This is a genomic window from Enterococcus sp. 2G9_DIV0600, from assembly GCF_002140615.1.
In the GTDB taxonomy this organism is placed as follows: domain Bacteria; phylum Bacillota; class Bacilli; order Lactobacillales; family Enterococcaceae; genus Enterococcus_D; species Enterococcus_D innesii.
This window is the reverse complement of record NZ_NGLL01000002.1, coordinates 341981-363400: the sequence shown is the minus strand read 5'-3', so window position 1 is coordinate 363400 and position 21420 is coordinate 341981. Positions and strand designations below refer to the sequence as shown.

Annotated in this window: 22 protein-coding genes; 1 reads left to right on the top strand and 21 read right to left on the bottom strand. The window is 44.1% G+C overall.

Translation table 11 applies throughout. The features are described from left to right. From A5870_RS15325 to A5870_RS15235, 19 genes are all read right to left on the bottom strand, one after another. Nucleotides 1-780, bottom strand: a complete 780-nt coding sequence (locus tag A5870_RS15325) for an endonuclease/exonuclease/phosphatase family protein (RefSeq protein ID WP_086293822.1) — start codon at nt 778-780, stop codon at nt 1-3. After that, entirely contained in the window at nt 777-1691 is a 915-nt protein-coding gene (locus tag A5870_RS15320) for an acetylxylan esterase (protein WP_077453868.1), read from the bottom strand. The genes A5870_RS15325 and A5870_RS15320 overlap by 4 nt, the downstream gene beginning before the upstream one ends. Then, nucleotides 1684-2286, bottom strand: a complete 603-nt coding sequence (locus A5870_RS15315) for a DUF624 domain-containing protein (RefSeq protein WP_086293820.1) — start codon at nt 2284-2286, stop codon at nt 1684-1686. Before A5870_RS15315 ends, A5870_RS15320 begins: the two co-directional genes overlap by 8 nt. A gap of 284 nt (nt 2287-2570) precedes the next feature. Continuing rightward, a complete protein-coding gene (locus tag A5870_RS15310) occupies nt 2571-4172 on the bottom strand; it encodes a sugar ABC transporter substrate-binding protein (protein ID WP_005227174.1) in 1602 nt (533 codons plus the stop codon). 14 nt (nt 4173-4186) lie between these two features. Continuing rightward, complete coding sequence (locus tag A5870_RS15305) at nt 4187-5068, bottom strand: carbohydrate ABC transporter permease (RefSeq protein ID WP_005227173.1); 882 nt, start codon at nt 5066-5068, stop codon at nt 4187-4189. Between the two features lie 11 nt (nt 5069-5079). After that, nucleotides 5080-5991 carry an ABC transporter permease gene (locus A5870_RS15300; RefSeq protein ID WP_005232388.1) on the bottom strand — a complete coding sequence of 304 codons (912 nt, stop codon included), beginning with the start codon at nt 5989-5991 and terminating at the stop codon, nt 5080-5082. A 352-nt stretch (nt 5992-6343) separates the two neighbouring features. Further along, nucleotides 6344-7345: a Holliday junction branch migration DNA helicase RuvB gene (gene ruvB / locus A5870_RS15295; protein ID WP_005227171.1), complete on the bottom strand. Its 1002-nt coding sequence runs from the start codon at nt 7343-7345 to the stop codon at nt 6344-6346. Between the two features lie 14 nt (nt 7346-7359). After that, nucleotides 7360-7950, bottom strand: coding sequence for a Holliday junction branch migration protein RuvA (gene ruvA, locus A5870_RS15290; RefSeq protein ID WP_005232405.1), 591 nt, complete (start codon nt 7948-7950; stop codon nt 7360-7362). Between the two features lie 181 nt (nt 7951-8131). Next, on the bottom strand, nt 8132-8563 hold the full coding sequence (gene msrB / locus A5870_RS15285; RefSeq protein ID WP_008376288.1) for a peptide-methionine (R)-S-oxide reductase MsrB: 432 nt from the start codon (nt 8561-8563) through the stop codon (nt 8132-8134). Between the two features lie 88 nt (nt 8564-8651). Next, nucleotides 8652-9050: a GFA family protein gene (locus A5870_RS15280; RefSeq protein ID WP_086293818.1), complete on the bottom strand. Its 399-nt coding sequence runs from the start codon at nt 9048-9050 to the stop codon at nt 8652-8654. Nucleotides 9051-9052: 2 nt separating this feature from the next. Further along, nucleotides 9053-9613: a Maf family protein gene (locus tag A5870_RS15275; RefSeq protein WP_077453872.1), complete on the bottom strand. Its 561-nt coding sequence runs from the start codon at nt 9611-9613 to the stop codon at nt 9053-9055. Next, nucleotides 9610-11718 (bottom strand): DNA mismatch repair endonuclease MutL, encoded by a 2109-nt coding sequence (gene mutL, locus A5870_RS15270; protein WP_086293816.1) that lies wholly within the window; start codon nt 11716-11718, stop codon nt 9610-9612. The genes A5870_RS15275 and mutL overlap by 4 nt, the downstream gene beginning before the upstream one ends. 15 nt (nt 11719-11733) lie before the next feature. Continuing rightward, nucleotides 11734-14286, bottom strand: coding sequence for a DNA mismatch repair protein MutS (gene mutS, locus A5870_RS15265; protein WP_086293814.1), 2553 nt, complete (start codon nt 14284-14286; stop codon nt 11734-11736). Next, the gene (locus tag A5870_RS15260) at nt 14270-14659 is read right to left on the bottom strand and encodes a YlbF family regulator (protein WP_086293812.1); all 390 of its coding nucleotides are present in this window, start codon (nt 14657-14659) and stop codon (nt 14270-14272) included. The genes mutS and A5870_RS15260 overlap by 17 nt, the downstream gene beginning before the upstream one ends. A 7-nt stretch (nt 14660-14666) precedes the next feature. After that, entirely contained in the window at nt 14667-15464 is a 798-nt protein-coding gene (locus A5870_RS15255; RefSeq protein ID WP_005227163.1) for a TIGR00282 family metallophosphoesterase, read from the bottom strand. A 150-nt stretch (nt 15465-15614) separates the two neighbouring features. Continuing rightward, complete coding sequence (pepT, locus tag A5870_RS15250; protein WP_086293810.1) at nt 15615-16850, bottom strand: peptidase T; 1236 nt, start codon at nt 16848-16850, stop codon at nt 15615-15617. A 37-nt stretch (nt 16851-16887) separates the two neighbouring features. After that, on the bottom strand, nt 16888-17310 hold the full coding sequence (locus tag A5870_RS15245) for a methylglyoxal synthase (protein ID WP_008376307.1): 423 nt from the start codon (nt 17308-17310) through the stop codon (nt 16888-16890). A gap of 117 nt (nt 17311-17427) precedes the next feature. Continuing rightward, entirely contained in the window at nt 17428-18204 is a 777-nt protein-coding gene (locus tag A5870_RS15240; protein ID WP_005227160.1) for a Cof-type HAD-IIB family hydrolase, read from the bottom strand. Between the two features lie 217 nt (nt 18205-18421). After that, nucleotides 18422-19219, bottom strand: a complete 798-nt coding sequence (locus tag A5870_RS15235) for a formate/nitrite transporter family protein (protein WP_005227159.1) — start codon at nt 19217-19219, stop codon at nt 18422-18424. Between the two features lie 367 nt (nt 19220-19586). On the opposite strand from A5870_RS15235, the gene rpsD reads away from it, so the two are divergent. After that, on the top strand, nt 19587-20198 hold the full coding sequence (gene rpsD / locus A5870_RS15230; RefSeq protein ID WP_086293808.1) for a 30S ribosomal protein S4: 612 nt from the start codon (nt 19587-19589) through the stop codon (nt 20196-20198). A gap of 148 nt (nt 20199-20346) precedes the next feature. On the opposite strand, the gene spx is transcribed toward rpsD, so the two are convergent. After that, entirely contained in the window at nt 20347-20796 is a 450-nt protein-coding gene (gene spx, locus A5870_RS15225; protein WP_010748641.1) for a transcriptional regulator Spx, read from the bottom strand. A gap of 50 nt (nt 20797-20846) precedes the next feature. After that, a complete protein-coding gene (locus tag A5870_RS15220) occupies nt 20847-21248 on the bottom strand; it encodes an Asp23/Gls24 family envelope stress response protein (RefSeq protein WP_086293806.1) in 402 nt (133 codons plus the stop codon). Nucleotides 21249-21420 lie beyond the last annotated feature (172 nt).

The following is a 21420-nucleotide window of genomic DNA, read 5'->3' as shown; positions in this document are numbered from 1 at the left end:
TCATCCTTTGCTTTCTTCAAATTGGACTTCTGCTTCTAAAGGGAAATGATCGGAGGGAAAACGACGATCATAAGAATCCGTTAGACAGGCGGTTTTGACCACCGTGAAGCCTTTCGTATAGATATAATCAATTTCTTCTAGTTCTTGCCATGGTAACGTATAAATAAAATTTTGATAGGAGCCTTTTGGCCCATGATGGGGCTTCTGTCCATGTTCTTTGGCATTTTGAAAATGCCGCTCTAAGTACCGATGCACCCGCTCGGTTGGCTCCGCATTCAAGTCGCCCATTAGTAATACAGGGTAGCGTTCGATCTGATCTGCCAGCTGCTCAAAGATCACTTTCATCCCTTCAAAACGAGCCATTTCTGAAATATTATCTAAATGGGTCGTGATGACAAGAAACGGCGGATTCTTTTTTTCCTGTAAGACTGCCCAAACACATAAGCGTGAATAGGCAGCTTCTGGATGAATACTGGGTTCAGTCGGTGTCAATGACAACCAAAACGAACCTGAAGCTAATAACTCGAAAGTATCTTTTTGATAATACAGTCCGATGCCTTCGCCTAAGCCATCACCGTCACGTTCAGCCGCGACGGAAGCATACTGCGCTAACTTTGCTAAATCTGCAAATTGACTAGGTCGGGCTTCTTGGATCGCCAGAACATCCCAGTCGTAGTAATCGATCAAGGAGCAGACCGCCTCCGATCGATAGTGCCATTGCCATTCTTGGTCATAGTCGGTATCGACTCGTAGATTGTAGGTTGCTACTTTCATCTTCATTCATTTCCTTTGAGTAATTTTGTGATTTGCTGCATTTCACGACGGATTTGTTTCGCTTCGCCGCCGCCATGCCCTTTATTTAAGTAAATACGCAATTCTTTCGGTCCAGGAATCTTTTTATAGGAAACGAAGAAATCTTCCATGGGACAGATCGGATCAGCACTGCCGACCGATGTATAAACAGGACCAGTTATCTGATGAGCAAAATACTTCAAATCAAAATAATTCATGACTTGATAGATCGTTTCCCGCGTTTCTGGAAATTGTTCGATATACTCTTGGATCACCTGGTAACTTCCTGTTTTCTGTTCGATCCGATGAACAAGATTGGAGTGGCTTGGCACATCGGCAAACGTCGCAAAAATCGGGACGTTCGTTAATGCGTTGACTAATAAGGCGATGCCGCCTCCTTGTGAGCCGCCTCTTAAAATAATGCGCTGCGGATCGATTTCCGGAATCTGTTGAAGGACTTCTAGTGTGCGCAGACTATCTGCGACCAATCGCTTCATATAAAAATCTTCTTTTTTCAAGATGCCGCGTCCAAAAGGTGCTTCATGCTGCGTGGTTTCATAAGGAACTTGATCTTTCGTGCGTCCTCCTTGTCCGCGATTGTCGATGACAAGACAGCCGCAGCCGATCAATAACCAATGAGCGAATTGGAACGGTTCTTGCACATGATTCATATAGCCTAAAAAATCAATCACGATTGGACAATCTGCCGCTTGTTCTGGCAGCAGCAGATGCCCATAGATCGTTTCATTACCAAGACTTTGAAAAGAAATCGTAAAACAATCGATCCCTTTTAGCAAAGGTGCTTGTTTGGTTCTTTCAAAGGCTAGCGGAAGGGCGTCAAGTTCTTGTTGGACCGAAGCCCAAAAACAGGATCGATCAGTCGCTGTGGATTCAGTCATTTGTCTCTTCCCCCTTCGCTAATACTTTATTGAAAAACAACACTTGGATAAAGGCTGAGCCTGAGATCCCTAAACAAACAAATAAGAATAGGTTCACTTTGCTGCACAATACAAAAACAATGATTGGGATCACCAGTAAAATGATCGCATTCGCCGTACTGCTAAGAACCGCATACGCCGTTTCTTTCGCTGTTTCTTGCAATGATTGCGTAAACAAGCTGTACAAGAGGACGAACACGACAAGATACAGCGCAGCCAAGCTGACGAGGATCACAGCTAGAACACCAAAGTAAGGTGTAATCATCATTAAGGAATAGATCAAGCCGGCAAAGACTGCGACATACGCAATAACAAGACCTTCTAAGAAGAGCCCACGTTTGAGGTTGCTTAAGAATGCTTGCTTGTATCGTTGCCAAATCGGGACATCCCGTTCCTTGTACAATTGATCGATCGTCTGATACAGTGCGATCAATGCTGGTCCTGCGAAAATCAGCGTCATTGCTGGAATCATAAAGAGAAAACTAACAATGATCATATCTGCTAGAAAAGCAAAGACCCGATAGTACCATCCTTCATAAGAAAATAGTCGATTCATTATGATCCTCCAATCAAAACTTGCTGATTTGTGCTGTGAGTGCTGCGTAAACTTGTTTCTTGCCTTCTTGTGATTTTTGGTCGTTTCTCAACGTACAGTTTTCTGGGTTGCATGTCTCACTACGTGAGCCAATCGCAGTGATTCTTTGTACGGTCACTACGCTCCCTGCGGTCGCCTAGTACTTTGAAACATCAGATTTTGCGCAAAGTGTGCGCAAAACCTGTGTTTCAAAGCAAAGGAGAGGAAAGGTCTTTTTTTTGGCTTCCTTTCCTCTCCTATGGGGGTTATTTTAGTCGTTCGCGGTTTTCGGCCATTTTTTCAGTTTTAATGTCTTTGATTGCATCCCAGTTGTTTGAATCTAAGAAGCTTTCAAAGTCGGTTAGTGTGCTGTCAAATGTTCCTTCATCTTTTGAACGGATCAATGAGATGATCGTGCTGTTGATTTTGGTTTTGATGGCTGTGTTTGAACGTGCTTCAGCAGTTCCGGCATCTGGATCCGTATTTTCGATCACAAAGTGTGGATACAATTTGCCTTCGCCCCATTCTTGCATTTGAGTCAACGCATTTTCGGTTTTGACTTTCAGTGCATTGACACGGTCATTGTTAAAGTAGTTGAAACGGCTGATACCATATTTTTTGTTGTAGCCTTCGTTGTCGGTTTGTTCCATTTCTTTGATTTCTGGCAAGTAATCGATTTTGCCTTCATCGTTGTATTCATACGTCACGCCTTCAACACCGAATTTTGTCAAAATTTGTCCTGGTTCATCGATCAAGTACGTGAAGAGTTGGGTTACTTTTGCTGGATCCGCCGCATCTTTTGTGATGTAGTTGATCAACCAGCCAGAGATTCCTGTTTGGTTCAAGGTTGCTTCACGACCAGACGTGCTGGCAGGGCCATCGATTGCGATGTAACGTGTGTCAGAGTTTTTCATGAATTCAGTGAAGTTCCCACCTTGTCCACTCGTTCCTGCGACTAAGATCGTTGCATAGTCCCCTTGTTTTACTTTTTCATCATAGGTTGGGCCGTCATCAGTAAAGCTGTCATCACTGATGTTGCCGTCACGATACACTTGATTGAAGGTTTTCAACCATGAGATATATTCTTCATCTAAGTTACGGTCGTAGAAAGCACCATCTTCATCTTCTAATGGAACACCTAAGAAATCTTGCAATTTATCTAAGAATGGTCCTGCTGTTTCGCCGATCGTTGTGAAGCCCATCGGTGTCAAATCAGGGAATTTCTCGCTGATTTCTTTCATGACTTTCACATAGTTTTCTGGAGTCGAAACATCGGGTTTGCCTAATGCTTCATAGACATCTTCACGGATCACAAAGTTGTCATTGACGGGAATATTGCCGCTTTCGTAGTCCGCTGCAGTGTTGGAATAGTTCGGATAGCCATAAGTTTTGCCATCATCTAAAGCAAACCATTTGAAGGTATCTTCGGTCACGACATTCATCAAATACGGATCGTATTGTTCCGCTAAATCGTTTAATGAGTATGCCCAGCTATCAGCTTTTGTGGCTGCTTGACTGGTTTTATCCATCAACGTCACGATATCAGGCATATCACCACTTGAAATCAAGGCATTTAATTTCGAATCATCCCCTGAAATAAATTCAATATCAATGTTCAAATCTTTTTTGATTTGGGCTGTCGTCACATCTTCACCAAATGGCAAAGCTGTCCAGTCTGAATTGATGTACCATGTGATCTTGGTTGGTTCTTCTTTGGTATCGAGTTTCCATGCTGGTGTCTTTTCATCTAACTCATACCGATCTTTGATAGAAAAATCCGAACTGCTGGCATTGTCTGAGCTGCCGCCACATGCCGCTAAGCTGAGTAATGCTGATGCTGCCAATAAACCGCCTACTACTTTTTTCATGTCTATCCCTCTTTCTATTCTTTTACTGCACCGGCCATCATACCGCCGATAAAGTGTTTTTGAAGCAATGGATATATAATTAAAATTGGCACTGTCGTGATGACGATCGTAGCCAACTGAACCCCACGGGTCGTTGCTTGGACGATAAAGTCGGTACTACCGCTTTCAGTCATCGTACTCAAGTTGGATTGGACGATGATTTCATAAATCTTCATTTGCAGCGGATAGAGATACTCTTTTGTGATATACAGTTTTGTCGTCATAAAATCATTCCATTGGCCAACCCCGTTGAACAAGATGATGGTTGCCAATGCCGGTTTCGTTAATGGTAAGAAGATTTTATAGAAGATTTGGAATTCACTTGCACCGTCGATCTTCGCCGATTCTTCGAGTGAAGGCGGAATCTCACGGAAAAAGTTCATTAAAATCACGACATCATAATAGCTGAACAAAGCTGGAATAATGTAGACCCAGAAAGAATCCAGTAATCCTAGCGAGCGAATCAGCAAGTACGTTGGAATCATCCCACCACTGAAGTACATGGTGATGACCCCCATCGTTGTATAGATGTTGCGGCCAACCAAGCGTGATTTACTCAATCCGTAAGCCACGATCGCACAAAACAAGGTATGGGTCGCAGCCCCAAGAACCGTTTTTAACACTGAGATCAAGAAGGCACGAGGGATACTTGCGTCGGAAAAAACTTTCCGATAGTTTTCCCAGGTAAAGCCTTTGGGCCATAACACGAGGCCGTTGCCCGCTAATCCAGAACTAGAAGACACGGAGGAAACCAAGATATTCCAAATCGGTACGATGATCATCAATGAGAATAAAATCAAGATCACGGTATTGAAGAAGTAAAACCACGTGTTTTCTTTTGCTTTTCTTTTGATCATGTTTTTTCCTCCTATAAGATAACTGAATTGCCGTTGTTCAACTTGCGGGTCACTCGATCCGTGATCACCAATAAGATGACGGAAATGACCGCGATCCCCAAGCCGACAGCAGTTGCATAAGAGAAATCACCTTGCGTCAACCCCATTTTATAAACAAAGGAGTTGATGACTTCTGAACGGTTTTGGTTCTGTGAATTCATCAAAACTAATGTTTGATCTAGGTTTGACCCTAAGATACCGCTCACATTCAGAATCAAGTTTAAGGAGATGATCGGTGTCAGTAATGGCAATGTGATCGAGCGAATCTGTCTTAGCTTGCTGGCACCATCGATTCGTGCGGCTTCATAAAACGTTGGATCGATCCGCGACATCCCTGCCAAGTAAAGGATCGTTCCCCAGCCGACTTCTTTCCATAGATCAGAAAGGACCGCGATCCACCAATATTTGCTTGGATCCAATAGATGATTGACCCCTTTGTCCATCAATCCTACAGACATCAGCACTTGGTTGATAAAGCCGTTCGTTGACAGCCAAGAAATCATCATCCCACCTAGCACGATCCATGAGAAAAAATGGGGAATGTATGAAACCGTTTGAATAAATTTCTTCAAGCGGCCATCTTGCATTTCAAAAATCATAATGGCTAACACAATCGGGATCGCAAAACCTAATCCTAATTTCAATAAGCTGATGGCTAACGTATTTCTAACCGCTTCCCAGAAAAAACTGTCATTCATAATGATACGGAAATTCTCTAACCCGACCCATGGTGCTGATGAAATCGTGTCAATCACCGTATAGTTTTTGAAAGCGATTATAATTCCGTAGATCGGAATATAATTAAATACGATCATAAATGCCACGCCGGGAAAAACCATCCAGTGAAGCTGCCGTTGACTATAAAACTTTTGCAGTTTACTCATACACAAAATCTCCTTCTTTCTATCCTCGCAACACTACGTATATCTCCACACTTCAGTGAAACGTTTCTACAAAAAGATTATATCCGCTGCCATTCGAAAATGCAAGCCTTTCCAATTATTTTTTTTAGCTTTTCTTTTTTCACAAATATTGTTGGGTTCCTCACAAATATAAAAGCTTTTATATCAATGTTTTAAGATGAAATTATTTTCCTAAGAACTTCTAATTAATCAAATTTCACAAATATCACATTTTTCCAACATCGATTACTCCTCAGAAATTATTAAAAAATAAAAAGAAACGTTTCACCAAAAGCACAAAAAAGCAGCAATCATTGCTGATTGCCGCATCTTTCTATTCACTTCTTTGCGGATAGCCAAAATGGTCATACGCTAACGGTGTTGCGATCCGCCCACGTGAGGTCCGTTTCAAAAATCCTTTTTGGATCAAAAACGGTTCGTACATATCTTCCACTGTTTCGGTTTCTTCCCCGATATTGACAGCGATCGTACTTAATCCCACCGGGCCGCCTTGATACAATTCGATCATCGTCCGGATCAATTTCTGATCGATATAATCCAAGCCAGCATGATCGACTGCCAAAAGCGCCAATGCCTGATCGGCAACGGTGCGATCGATCAAGCCATCTGCTTGCACTTGCGCATAATCGCGAACTCGTTTAAGCAAACGGTTGGCGATCCGCGGGGTGCCTCGGGACCGACGGGCGATTTCGATCGCTCCTTCTTCCACGATATCCGTTTCAAAGATGGACGCAGTCCGCTGCACGATCTCTTTTAAATCATGGTCTTCATAATATTGCATATGCGAAATGATCCCGAAGCGATCCCGTAGTGGTGCCGAGAGCATCCCCGCCCGCGTCGTTGCGCCGACTAAGGTAAATGGCGGAAGCGGAAAATGAACTGGGTGAGCCGTTGTCCCTTGCCCCACCATGATATCCACATAAAAATCTTCCATTGCCGAGTAAAGCATTTCTTCGGCGACACGAGGCAAGCGATGGATCTCATCGATAAACAGAACATCCCCTGGCTGTAGCTCATTCAAGATCGCAATCAAATCCCCTGGTTTTTCGATCGCAGGACCGCTGGTCGTCTTGATTTGCACCTGCATCTCGTTGGCGATCACCATTGCCATCGTCGTTTTCCCTAAGCCTGGTGGACCATATAAGAGGACATGATCCAACGCTTCTTCTCGATTTTTCGCCGCTTGGATATAAATCGAAAGCTCCTGCTTGACTTTGTCTTGTCCGATATATTGGGCAAGGGTTTGCGGACGCAAGGATTTTTCGATGATCTCTTCTTGTTCTGTGCTTTCTGGCGAAACAATTCGTTCATCCATCGTCTACTTGCTCCTTACTTTTTCATCATCAATCGGAGAGCTTCCCGCAAGTACTCATCCGTTGATTTTGTCGTATTCGCCGCTAATTGTTTTTCGGCTTTCTTGACTTCTTTTTCGCTATAACCCAATGCTTTCAAGGCTTCCATTGCTTCATCTAAAGCAGTCGTTGCCACGCTTAGAGGAACGATCGCTTCTTCTCCCACCAATTCAGCCACTTTGCCTTTCAAGTCTAGGATCATTTGCTGCGCCGTCTTTTTACCGACACCTGGGAACTTAGTCAAATAGTTGACATCCCCATTTTCGACTGCCGTGATCAACCCTGTATGGTCTTCATTGGCCATGATTGCTAGCGCACTCTTTGGTCCAATACCTGAGACACTGATCAATTTTAAAAACAACTGCTTGCCTTCGATCGTGGCAAAGCCGTAGAGACTATGAGCATCTTCACGAATCACTTGGTGCAGATAGATTTTTACTTCTTGGTTCAACTTGCCGCTAAATGAATACGGATTGCCAAAAGCGATTTGATAGCCGATGCCATGGGTCTCAACGACGATATACGCCGGAAAGATATCCGTTACTTTTCCTATGATATATTCGTACATGTGCTTTCCTTTCTGTACATATGTTCCCTTTATTGTAGCACAGACGAGAGGGCAAAAAAAGGACTGTGAACGAAGGAAAAGGCTTAGCAGGAAACAAACGGCGGAAAAACCGTTGTTTCAGTCGCATTTTTTCAAACGAGACATGCTGCTGCGTCTTTTTTTCGCACACAGTTCCTAATACTTACTCAACGAGTGATTTGAATTCGCCATAGCCTTTTTCATCCATTTCTGCTAAAGGGATGAACTTCAATGCTGCCGAGTTGATACAATAGCGCAAACCGCCTTTGTCCTGAGGACCGTCTGAAAAAACATGTCCTAAATGAGAGTCAGCTTCTTTGCTGCGGACTTCTACTCGATGCATGCCGTGAGAAAAATCGGCTTTTTCTTGAATATCTTGGCGACTGATCGGCTTCGAAAAGGACGGCCAGCCACAACCAGCGTCATATTTATCAGTAGAAGCAAACAATGGTTCTCCGTTGACGATATCAACATAGATCCCTTTTTCATAAAAATCATCATACTCGCCAGTAAAGGGGCGTTCGGTTGCATTTTCTTGGGTCACCGCATATTCGATCGGCGACAATTTTTCTTTTAATTCTTTTTTATCTGTCATTTTTTCACCTGCTTTTCCTCTAGACTCATCCTGTATGCTCTATCATGCCTTTTTTCTTAGCGAATGTAAAATGACTTGCTCAAATTATTTAAGGGTTTTGCAGCTTTTCCCAACGAGTCGTTGGTTCCGCAAAATGGTAAAACTGCGGTTGGTCTTTTGTATAGATTTCTTCGGTTAAGACAGCTTCTGGCAAGTTGCCAAATAACCCAGCCGCAAAAAAATAGGTGTGTGTTTCTTTGAGGTAAAAGAACAGACTCGAGCCGCATTGACTGCAAAATCCTCGCTGTGCCCACTCAGAAGAATCGTAACGTCGCAGCCATTTCGCTCCTTGAAGAGCCATCTGGTCCTCAGCGCATGGCGCAAGAGCAAACATTGGTCCGCCGTGAAATTTCTGGCAGAGACTACAATGACAAACCGTGATTTCTTTCGCAACTCCCGTCAAGTTGATCGTGACTTTGCCGCAAAGACAACTACCAGAAACATCCATCCTTATTCCTCCTCCGTAAACTCTTGCAACAACTGATAGACCGTAGCGACAGGAAACCCTACGATCGTATAAAAATCGCCGGTTATCGATGAGACAAATACTTTGGCCGCCCCTTGGATCCCATAGGCGCCCGCTTTGTCTTGGTACTCATCTAAGACAAGATACTTGTCGATCTCTTGATCCGTCAAAGGACGAAACACAACTTCCGTCGAAACCACTGCTTGGCGTTGCTGTTTGCCTTTTTGCAAAACGACGGCGGTATGCACCCAATGGGTCCGTCCGCTCATTTTTCGCAACATCGACCGAGCATCTTTACGGTCTACTGGCTTTCCTAAGATTTCTTCATCCACCACGACCGTCGTATCGCTCGCGATCACCAGATCTTCAGGATATGCTTGCGTAATAGCCGCCGCTTTTTCTGCTGCCATCCGTTGGACATAAGGGATCGCCGCTTCGTTCGGTCGGACTGACTCATCGATATCCGCTGGTATGACCGCAAATTCCGGGACTAACTCCGCTAATAATTCTTTGCGCCGCGGCGACTGTGAAGCCAAAATAATCATTCCATGCCACTCCTTGCTCGATGAGGATCTTGAATTCGTTTGAACATCCGCTCCATGTCGCTGTTGGTGAAATGGATCAGCACCGGGCGACCATGGGGACAGTTGAAGGGATTCTCGCATTTCGCTAAGTCTTGCAACAAGATTCGCGCTTGTGCTTCATTCAAATAGTGATTGGCTTTGATGGATCGTTTGCAGCTCATCATGATCGCTGTTGCTTCACGAAACTTTTTGACACTGACACTTCCTGTGGTCAATAACATATCGATCATTTCGCGGATGATGGCTTCTTCTTCACCGCTAGGATACCACGTCGGGTGCGCCCGGACGATGAAACTATTGGTCCCAAAAGATTCCAGATGGATCCCGACTTCTGCCAGCTTGTCACTTTGTTCCTGCAATTGCAGTGCATCGCTGTTGGGATAATCCAAAACGATCGGCACTAACAATTCTTGCAGATCATTGGTCACTTCGCCGATTTTTTCGCGGTAATACTCATATTTGATTCGTTCTTGTGCCGCATGCTGGTCGACGATATATAGCCCCGCCTCGCTTTGGGCAAACAAATAGGTCCCATGCATCTGCCCAAAATAATCCAGTTGGGGAAAACGCTCCTTCGCTGGTTCTTCTTCCAGCAACCGTTCGACCGTTTTCAGGTAGTTGCGGTCATCCCCATGCATTTCCGGGTGCAGAGTCGCTTGACTTTGCAGATCTTGCGCCGTAAGCTCTGGCGTCTCATCTGGAAGAAAGGCAGGTGCTTCTGGCAGCGGCGCTTTTGTTTCCGTCTGTTCTTCCACAAATGGTTTTCGGACAGGCTTATTTGGCAACGTCTCTTCCAAACTGCGAAAGGTTTCCTCAGTTTCTTCCAACAAGTTTTCGCTAGATTCCTGTGGCATTTCTGGAAGTTTTCCACCTTCCTCCACAGGCTTTTCCACAGAGTTATCCACAGTCTGTTGATAAGTACTGCCCTGCACCTCAAATTTCCCGGTTTCGCGATTATAAGACAACCCAGAAGTCGAATTTCCTGCTGACTCCAGTTCCAAGCCAAGCTGCTGGGCTTTTGGCTGATCGGCAACTTTTTTCTTAAACCGCAGATTGTCAGCGGCGTTAGGAATCAAATTGATTTCCCACAGCGCCTCATTGATGGCTTTACTGATTAGTTTGGTCAGTTCTTCTTCTTTTGACAAACGAACTTCTTGCTTAGTCGGATGAACATTGACATCGACTAATAAGGGATCCATTTTGATTTCAAGGACAGCTAATGGAAAACGACCGACCATCAATTTTGATCCGTAACCAGCAACGATCGCTTTATTCAAAGCGAAGTTGCGAATATAACGACCATTGATGATCGTGGATAAATAGTTGCGGCTAGCTCGGGTGACTTCTGGCAGTGACACAAAGCCAGTGACTTTAAAGTCGAGGTCCTCAGTATCGATCGCGATCATTTTTTTGGCGGTTTCCACCCCGTAGATCCCGGCGATAGTTTGTTTTAACTGCCCACTTCCAGTGGTGCTCAACATCTTATTGCCTTCATGAACGAGACGAAAAGCCACTTCTGGATGGCTCAGGGCGATCCGATTGACGATATCGCCGATATTTGCTAGTTCCGTTTGCAGCGTCTTGACATATTTCAAGCGTGCCGGTGTATTGTAAAAGAGGTTTTCGACAGTGATCTTGGTTCCTTGCCGCAAGTTGGCAGGCAAATGCTCTTCAACAGCGCCGCCTTTTAAGCGCACAAAGGAGCCTTGTTGGGCGCCTTTGACTGCCGTTTCAATCGAGAGGATCGAAACCGAAGCGATACTAGGCAAAGCTTCCCCGCGAAACCCGAGGGTACGTATTCGAAACAAGTCATCTCGATTGTGGATTTTACTGGTGGCGTGGCGTTTAAAGGCAGTCAAGACATCCTCTTCTGCAATTCCTTCGCCATTATCGATGACTTGGATTTTACGCAAGCCTGCTTCTTCAATAAAAATATCGATTTGGGTACTGCCGGCATCCACGGCGTTTTCAACTAATTCTTTGACGACAGAAGCTGGTCGCTCAACGACTTCTCCTGCCGCGATTTGGTTCGCCAGACGTTCGGATAACTCTTGGATCTTTCCCATCTGCTGACCTTCTTTCTAAATTCGTTTTTGCAGCTCGTACAATGTATTCAGAGCATCCATCGGGGTCATTTCCAACAGATTCAATTTCTTCAATTGATCGATGACGCCGATTTCTTCCGTAGATACTTCACTAAACAACGACAACTGCTGACTTTCTTCGACGACGGGTTTTGGTTGTACCGTCGGTTCATGTTCTTCCAGCGCTTTTAAGATCGTGGCTGCGCGCTGTAAGAGTGCACTTGGCAGTCCAGCGATTTTAGCTACATGGATCCCATAGCTTTTATCTGCGGGCCCTTCCATCATCTTATGCAAGAAGACGACTTCGCCTTCTTTTTCAACGGCACCGACATGGACATTGCGCAAGTGCGCCAATTCCTCATCTAAAACCGTCAGCTCATGATAATGGGTGGAGAAAAGTGTTTTGGCATGAACTTCTTTGTGGATATATTCAATGATGGCTTGTGCCAATGCCATGCCATCATAGGTCGCAGTCCCACGCCCTAACTCATCAAACAAAATCAAGCTGTTAGGCGTTGCATGACGCAGCGCTTGGTTGGCTTCCATCATCTCCACCATAAACGTGCTTTGACCGGCGATCAGGTCATCGCTGGCACCGATGCGAGTAAAGATCCGATCAAAAATCGGCATCTCTGCAGATTGTGCGGGTACGAAACAGCCGATCTGCGCCATAATGACTAGCAAGGCAAACTGACGCATGTACGTACTTTTCCCAGACATATTTGGGCCTGTGATCAACAAGATCTCTGTTTCTTCATCCATCACGATACTATTCGGAATGTACTCTTGGTGACCAAGGACTTTTTCCACTACAGGATGACGGCCGTCGATGATCGATACCGCTCGTTTTTTCGCTACTGTCGGCCGCACGTATTGGTAGCGTTCCGAAACTGTGGCGAAACTTTGTAAGACATCGACCGCACTGACGGCTTTGGCTAACTTTTGCAGACGGGTGATACTCTTTTTCACTTCTTCACGGACGTCAAGAAACAGGCGGTATTCCAAATCCACTGATTTCTCTTCGGCTTCTAAAATCAAAGTCTCCAGTTTTTTCAACTCGGGGGAAATAAACCGTTCCGCATTGGCTAACGTTTGCTTGCGCTCGTAGCGAGAGGTATCTAAATTCACTAGATTGGCTTTCGTGATCTCAATGTAATAGCCAAAGACGCGGTTGAACCCAACTTTCAGGTTTTTGACTCCCGTCGCTTGGCGTTCGTTGGCTTCTAATTCCGCCAGCCATTGCTTGCCGTTACGCATCGCTGTACGGTATTCATCTAATTGTTGATGGAACCCGTCTTTGATGATGTTGCCTTCTGTGATCTGTAACGGGGCATCTTCATCGATCGCAGCTTCGATCAGTGCAACCAAATCATCTAGGGGCGTTAATTCCAGCAGCAAGTCATTCCACTCGCCACGGTTGATGCCTTGCAGCAATTGCGCGATCAGAGGCACTTGCTCCAAAGAAGATTTCAACTGCAGCAAATCGCGGCCATTGACATTTCCGAAGGCGACCCGTCCGACTAAGCGTTCCATGTCATAGACTTTCGTCAACGCTTCTTGCAGATCTGCTCGCTCAAAGAAACTGTCCAGTAACGATTGGACCATTTCTTGGCGGGCAGTGATTTTCTTTGGCTGGATCAAGGGACGGTCCAACCATTGCTTTAACAAACGGCCACCCATTGCGGTTTTTGTCTCGTCCAGCAACCACAAAAGAGTCCCTTGTTTTTTGCCAGTTCGAATCGACTGCGTCAATTCTAAGTTGAATTTGGAATAATGATCCATTTTCAAGGCATGATCGGGCTGATATTCCACGGCTTGTTGAATATGCGCTAAACTGCGTTTTTGGGTGATCGCCAAATAACTTAGCAACTTCCCTGTGACTACTTTTTCTATCTCTTGGGAGAGAGGTTCTGTTAAAAATTGAAATTCGGCATTTTCTTCCAACGTTTCTTGCTTAGAAAACACGACATTCAAGCGATTGGTCAGTGTTGTTTGCAATGACTCAGGGATCTCGCTGCACAAAACGACTTCTTTCGTTTGCAGAGCGGCGGCCTCATTGACGACAGCTTCTTCATCTTCCAATTGCGCTGCTTTTAATTCACCGGTACTTAAATCGACATAGGCAAAGCCAAAACGCTCCCCTTGCTGCAAAACAGCTGTCAAAAAGTTGTTTTCTTTGGCGGATAGGCCTTTACTGTCCATCACCGTTCCCGGCGTGATCAGTTGAACGACTTCGCGTTTGACCATTCCTTTGGTGGTTTTTGGATCTTCCACTTGCTCACAAATCGCTACTTTGTAGCCTTGCTCGATCAAAGTGTCGATGTAATTGCTGGCGGCGTGGTAAGGCACCCCACACATAGGGATCGGTTCCTCCGCATTTTTGTTGCGGCTGGTTAACGTCAGTTCTAAAATTTGTGCTGCCTTGACAGCATCCTCATTAAATAATTCATAGAAATCCCCTAAACGATAGAATAAAAAAGCATCTTGGTACTGAGCCTTGATGCTTAAATACTGTTCCATCATCGGGGTATTTTTAGTTTTTTGAGGCATTGGTTTCATCCTCCTCGATGGTTTTATTCATTTTCTTTTGGATCTCCGTCGTGACATATTGCAGCAATTCATCTGCTTGCAGTAACGCTTGGCGATAAGCAACCACTAAGGGGTGCTGCTCGTATTCGTTTGTCAATGACGCATAACGCTGCTCGGCAGCTTTTTTTGCTTCAGGTTTCTCATAATGCTCAAATTGAACGATCTCTTTTTGCGCTTGCTTCAGCGCTTCTTCCAGCTCCAATAGCCCTTGGTTTTGCAAGGCTCGTGCTTGGATTTCTTGAAATTCTTGAACGATCGGATGATCAGACAAGAGCTTTTGCAAAGCAGCCAGCTCTTGGGCAACGTGTGGTTCTTTGACTAATTGCTCTTCCATGCTTCTCCTATTCTGTAAACGGGCGATCTTCACTGATTTGGATCGGACGGATCGATTTTGCTTTACCAGTGGCTTCATCAATCTCAAGCAAGCAAGCCGACAAAATACTGCGGCCTTTTTCAATCACTTCAAACCGTTGCGGCAACGCCGTCAAAAATTTTTCAATGACTGGTTCGCGTTTCATCCCCAAGATCCCATCATAAGGACCAGTCATGCCGACATCTGACAAATAAGCCGTTCCTTGGGGCAAAATCCGCGCATCATTGGTCTGGACGTGGGTATGCGTGCCGACGACTGCCGAAACACGGCCATCCAAATACCAGCCCATCGCTTGTTTTTCACTGGTGGTCTCCCCATGAAAATCCACAAAGATAAACGGTGTACGTTTGCGGGCAATCGCAACCAATTCATCCATTTTGCGAAACGGATCATCAAGGTCTACCATGAACGAGCGAGCTTGCATGTTGATTACCGCTAATTCAATGGTGTTGACTTTCACAAATACCATGCCGACCCCCGGTGTTCCCTCTGGAAAATTGGCTGGACGAATCATTTTCTTCGCATCGCCAATAAATTCAAAAATGTCACGGTTGTCCCATGTATGATTGCCTAATGTCACGACATCGACACCATCTTGCAAAAATTTCTTATAGATTTTACCAGTGATCCCACGACCCGCCGCCGCATTCTCGCCGTTTGCGATCGTCACCTGTGGTCGATACACCTTTTTTAATTTTGGAAGGTACTCCGTGATCGTTTCTCTTCCTAATGAACCAACTACATCTCCAATGAATAATACCCGCACACATTTTTCCTCTTCTCTTTTAGCTTCTTTTCTATTATAAGGGTTTTGGTCCAGAAAAAAAAGGTTCTTTCACTTGCGGTTCTTCCCTGCAGCAGGACAAAAAAACACGCTAGACTCTTTCGCATCAGTCTAGCGTGTCGCTTAATTCTCTTAGGAAATAGTGGTGTCCTCTTGTCCTACATGTTCTACGATCGCCACGATCAAATCACGGGCTTTTTCCATCGCTTCCACGGTAATAAATTCATACTGGCCATGGAAGTTTTCACCGCCGACAAATAAGTTCGGTGTTGGGATCCCTTTATAAGTGATTTTCGAGCCATCGGTCCCGCCACGAAACGGTGCTTCGATCGGCGTCACGCCAATCGCTTGCATCCCTGCTCGGGCAGCTTCGATACTGCGGGGATCTTTCTTGATCAAATCCCCCATATTGTAATATTGATCATACAGCGTATAGGTGATACGTTCTTGCCCATAGGCTGTGTTCAGTTCATCAATGATCCCCACGATGTTGGCTTTTCGCTGTTCAAAAAGCGTATGATCGTGATCACGAATGATATAAGAAACTTCTGCTCGACCAATATGTCCTGTCAAATTGTGCAGCAGGTAGAAGCCTTCATACCCGCGGGTGCGTTCAGGAACTTCCTCTGCTGGTAAGGCATCATCGATTTGATGCGCGATTTTCAAGGCGTTGACCAAACGACCATAGGCAGTCCCAGGATGTACACTCGTACCGTCGATCGTTATATCGATACGAGCCGCATTAAAGGTTTCATACTCCATATGGCCCACGCGACCACTGTCCATCGTGTAAGCAAATGCTACTGGAAAATCCGCCGCATCAAAGCGATCAGCGCCAGTCCCGATCTCTTCGTCCGGACCAAAAGCGACCCAGACATCGCCACGCTTATGCGCATCCATCGTTTGTAAGATCCGCAGCGCATCAATGATCTCTGCGATACCAGCTTTATCATCTGCACCCAGCAGGGTCGTTCCATCCGTTGTGATCAACGTTTCGCCGACATAGTCTTTGAGATTAGGAAATTCAGCAGTTGTCATATAAATGGCTTTTTCTTTATTTAAACAAACATCCTTGCCATCGTAATTTTCATGGATCTGCGGTTGAATATTTTCAGCTTCGAAATCTGCCGTATCTACATGGGCAATAAAGCCAATCGCCGTTTTTTCAGGATTACCAGGTAGACGTCCGATCACAAAACTATTCTTTTCATAGTAAGCAACATCCGCTAATCCCATCTCGATCAACTGATCTTTCAATAAAAGAGCCAACTCAACTTGTCCCTGCGTCGTTGGGATGGTCTGACTCGTGGCATCCGAGCGAGTATTCATTTTTGCATAGGTCAAAAAATCCTTTAAGATTGCTTTCAATTCTGCACGTCCTTTTTCTTCAATTCTTCTACTATCTTTATAACGACAGGGGACGATTGTCCGTTTCGTGGATCACTTGTCGAAAATCAGCAAAGCCAGCTGCTAAGCCGCGCAGCAAGATCTCTGCCGTTCCCATATTGGTGGCTAAAGGAATCTCGTATACATCTGACAAGCGAATCAATGCCGTTACATCTGGTTCATGGGGTTGTGCGGCTAAAGGATCGCGCAAAAAGATCACCATGTCCAAGTCATCTTGCGAAATCATGGCGCCAATTTGCTGGTCTCCTCCCAGCGGCCCTGATTTGTAGCGGTGGACAGGCAACTGGGTTGCTTCTTCGATCCTCTTCCCCGTAGTTCCTGTTGCGAAAAGTTCATGCTGCGCTAAAATTTCTCGATAGGCAGTCACTAATTTTACCATTACATCCTTTTTTCGATCATGAGCAATCAATGCGATTTTCATTTGCTGCATTCCCCCTTTTTTCTATTGTACCAATTTATTTTCTTTGCGACCGAGAAAAAACAAAAAAACATAGCACAGATGCCGCAAATCGACTGTGCTATGTCTAAAGGATTCCTTTTAAATCAGTTGTAATTCTTTCAAGGCTAACCAGATGCCATCTTCATCATTGCTAGCAGTCACCATATCTGCGACTTGTTGGATCTCAGGGACCGCATTGCCCATTGCCACACCGACACCTGCGGCAGTCAGCATTTCACGATCGTTTTGGCCATCACCAAAACAGATCACATCTTCTTGCGCTATCCCTAATTGTTCTGCGACACACAGGATCGTTGCTGCTTTGGAGCCTTCTTTTGGAACGACATCCACACTGTTTTCATGCCAACGTACAAAACGCAGTTTGCTGTATTTCTCGTCAAAGAAATGCTCATACTCTTTTCCGTAAAAAGCCAATGCTTGATAGACTTCTTTTTCTTCAGGAAAGTCCATGTCCAACTCAGGAAGTTGGGCACCAAAGGAATGCATCGCTGCTTCCATTTTAGCAATATCCAGCGAAGACGCTCGTTTCGCTGTATCCATCCCGACAAAGGCCGTGTCGATCCCAAGCTCTTGGGCTTCTGCCACGAAAGCAGCCAATTGCGTTTCATCGAGCAAATTTTTATACACCTGCTGATGCGAAAGAAAGGCGGCTGCCCCATTACATAAAATGTAATTATCAAAGGACAATGAACGAATAATGTCTTGGGCGTGAAAACGACTGCGCCCAGTGGCAACGGTCACGAAATGGCCAGCATCTCGCAGAAGATCAAGGGCTTTTAGCGTACTGTCTAGTGGCTGTTTGTTCGAGTCAAGCAAGGTTCCATCAATATCAAAGGCAAAGAATTTCCGATTCATAAAAGGTTAAGGCTCGCTTTCTATTAAGAAGTAACTAAGATTTTGGTCTTGGTTGCGGTCATTTTTACAAAAAACAGCAAGAAAAACCGTACATACTTATTCTTAACACAAATGACCGCTGATTTCAACGCTCCGTTAAGGGATGATAGCTTCTTCCTAGAGAAATGTTAGAGAAAAGAAAAAAAGAAGCATCGCTGCTTCTTTTTGTAGGTTCTGATTAGTCGACATAGGTCGATTTTGAGTTGTTCAACCATGCATAGCCAAGTCCCATGACCAAGCCACCGCCGATATAGTTACCGATAAAGGCAAAAACTAAATTATGGATCACACTGCCGACAGTCATGCCTGCCAAGTGTCCGCCTGAAGCCCAGAAAGCTAAGGTAAACGCTGGGAAGTTAGCGATGACGTGTTCGAAGCCTAAGAAAGCAAAGATGAAGATGATGAAAATGATTGCTGCGACTTTTCCAGCATCGTCTTTCATCCGCATGCTGACCAACACGGCTGTGTTTACCACGATATTAGCGAACATCGCTTCCACTAAAATTTGGATAGTGGATTTTTCTAATTTTGCAGTGATCGAGGTCAGCATAAAGTTGTCTGCGGTCAGCCCTTGAAAAGGTCCCGTTAGCGCAACGATCGAGCCGAAGATCACCCCGCCGATCAAGTTGAACAAGACACACGTAAGCAAAATTTTCAATGCCAAAGGAATACTTAGACGTTTACGGTAAACCCCAACAGTCATATACAACATATTCGATGTTCCTAATTCTGCGTTCATATAAAGAATCATGACTAAAGACCAGCTAAACATAAATGCATACAAAATTTTTCCTAACCCGTGAACCATTGATTCACCTTTCATAGCGATCGCAAAAGCAATAGCTGTTCCGAGGGTCAAGAATAAACAAGCCATCATCGCACGTACAGCGTAACGCAAATAACTACTCTTGATCAAATCGATTTTCTTTTCTATGGACGAATCGATCTTCTCAAATAATGGGGATACTGGATTCATTTTTCTACTCCTTTTATGAATAATTTTACTTCGTTATCATTTGCACAATACTTCCATATTCTAATGACGAAATGCTGATTTGTAAAGAGATATTTGAAAATATAAGTAATTAATGAAAAATTTCAAGCTTTGTTTTCATCAAATCCAAAGCCAGCTCCATCTTGACTTTTGACCCTAGTTTGTCGTATACTATTCCTTGTGTAAAATAATGCAGCAGGAAAATAACAGCTCGTCACCAGTTCGTTGCCCTTCGGGTGCAATTGCGTAACCGCGGCTGCAAAGGTGAAGATTGAAGAACGAACTGCACGAATGTGAGTTTTTCAACGGATTATTTTACTCCAAACTATTTTATTGGAGGAACTAAATTATGTCTCGTTATACAGGACCATCATGGAAAATTTCTCGTCGTTTAGGAATTTCTTTATCAGAAACTGGAAAAGAATTGGCACGTCGCCCTTACGCTCCAGGTCAACACGGACCAAACAGCCGTGGCAAAAAATCAGAATACGGCATGCAATTAACTGAAAAACAAAAATTGCGTCATATGTATGGCATGAACGAACGTCAATTCCGTACATTGTTTATCAAAGCAAGCAAAATCAAAGAAGGTAAACACGGTGTTAACTTCATGATCTTGCTAGAACAACGCTTAGATAACGTTGTTTACCGCCTAGGTTTAGCAACTACTCGTCGTCAAGCACGTCAATTAGTAAACCACGGCCACATTTTAGTTGATGGCAAACGCGTTGATATCCCTTCATACCACGTTGAAGTTGGACAAGTCATCAGCGTTCGTGAAAAATCACAAAACATCTCAACAATCAAAGAAGCAGTTGAAGCAACAGCTGGCCGCGCGTCATTTGTGAGCTTTGATAGCGAAAAATTAGAAGGTTCATTAACTCGTTTACCTGAGCGTGATGAATTGTCTGCAGAAGTTGACGAAGCACTAGTCGTTGAATTCTACAACCAAAAACTTTAAGATTTCAACCGACACGATTCCTTTTTGGAATCGTGTTTTTTTGTGGACTCAACGGATTTATTAATCCCCTTAAGAAGACCCTTGAAAAAAATACAAAAAAACCGACAATGATACATTACTGTATTCATTTGCCGGTTTTGTTCCTATTTTAGATAAAGTTCGCAACAGATTCGCCTTCTTCTTGCTTTTGGCGATAATTAAACATGAGCAGCTCTGTTTGGCGTCGTTTGAAAATGATCTTTCGTAAGTTTCGTGGCACGAATTTACGAATGTCTTCTTCATTGTATCCCACTTGGAGCTTGTTCTCATCTAAGATAATTGGTCGTTTCAATAAGTTCGGGTATTTTTCGATCAATGAAAGCAGCTCTTCTAGCTTCAACTCTTCTAAATCAATGTCTAACTTTTGGTACACTTTCGAACGAGTAGATATAATGTCTTCCGTTCCATTTTTCGTTAAAGAAAGAATCTCCATTAGTTCATCACTATTTAATGGATCGCTAAAAATGTTTCTCTCTTTAAATGGTAGTTCATTTTCGGTCAACCATGCACGGGCTTTACGACATGACGTACAGCTGGGTGTTGTATATAGTGATATCATTTGTTCATTCTTCCTTTCTCTTTGATGTACTTCGAATTTTTGTTTGGTGCTCAACCTTCGATTTGATCGATCGTTTCCTGTTTGACGATATCGGCGATTCGAATATTGATCTCTTTGACTTCCAAAGAAGTCAAGCGGCTAATTTCTTCTAAGACCACTTCTTGGACTTGCGCAAAGAGTTTGGGGATATCTTTGCCGTAAGCCACGATAACTTCCAAATCAACTGCAACCTCTTCTTTGCCAACTTCCACATCAATGCCAGAAGCGACCTGCGGCTGTTCTTCAAGGTTTTCGGTCATATCTGAAAGAAATCTGCCATTTACACTAATCAAGCCATCAATTGACTGCAAAGCGACACCAACAATTGTTTCAATGACTTTTTCTTCAAAGGACAGTGGACTTGCTTGCGCTGCTTCATTAGACACATTCGTTGTTTGCTGATCGTCAGTCATTTTTCACACTCCTTGGTTAAATAAGAAAGGATACTAGAGACATCGCAAAGTCGCATACACGACCTTGTCTAAAGTGGACATTCCTCTTGGGAATTTTTTTCCCTACCTTTCTAGCATAAATTCTTTTTGTTTTTTTTACAAAGAAAAACACTTGTTTTCGGAATAAATTTAT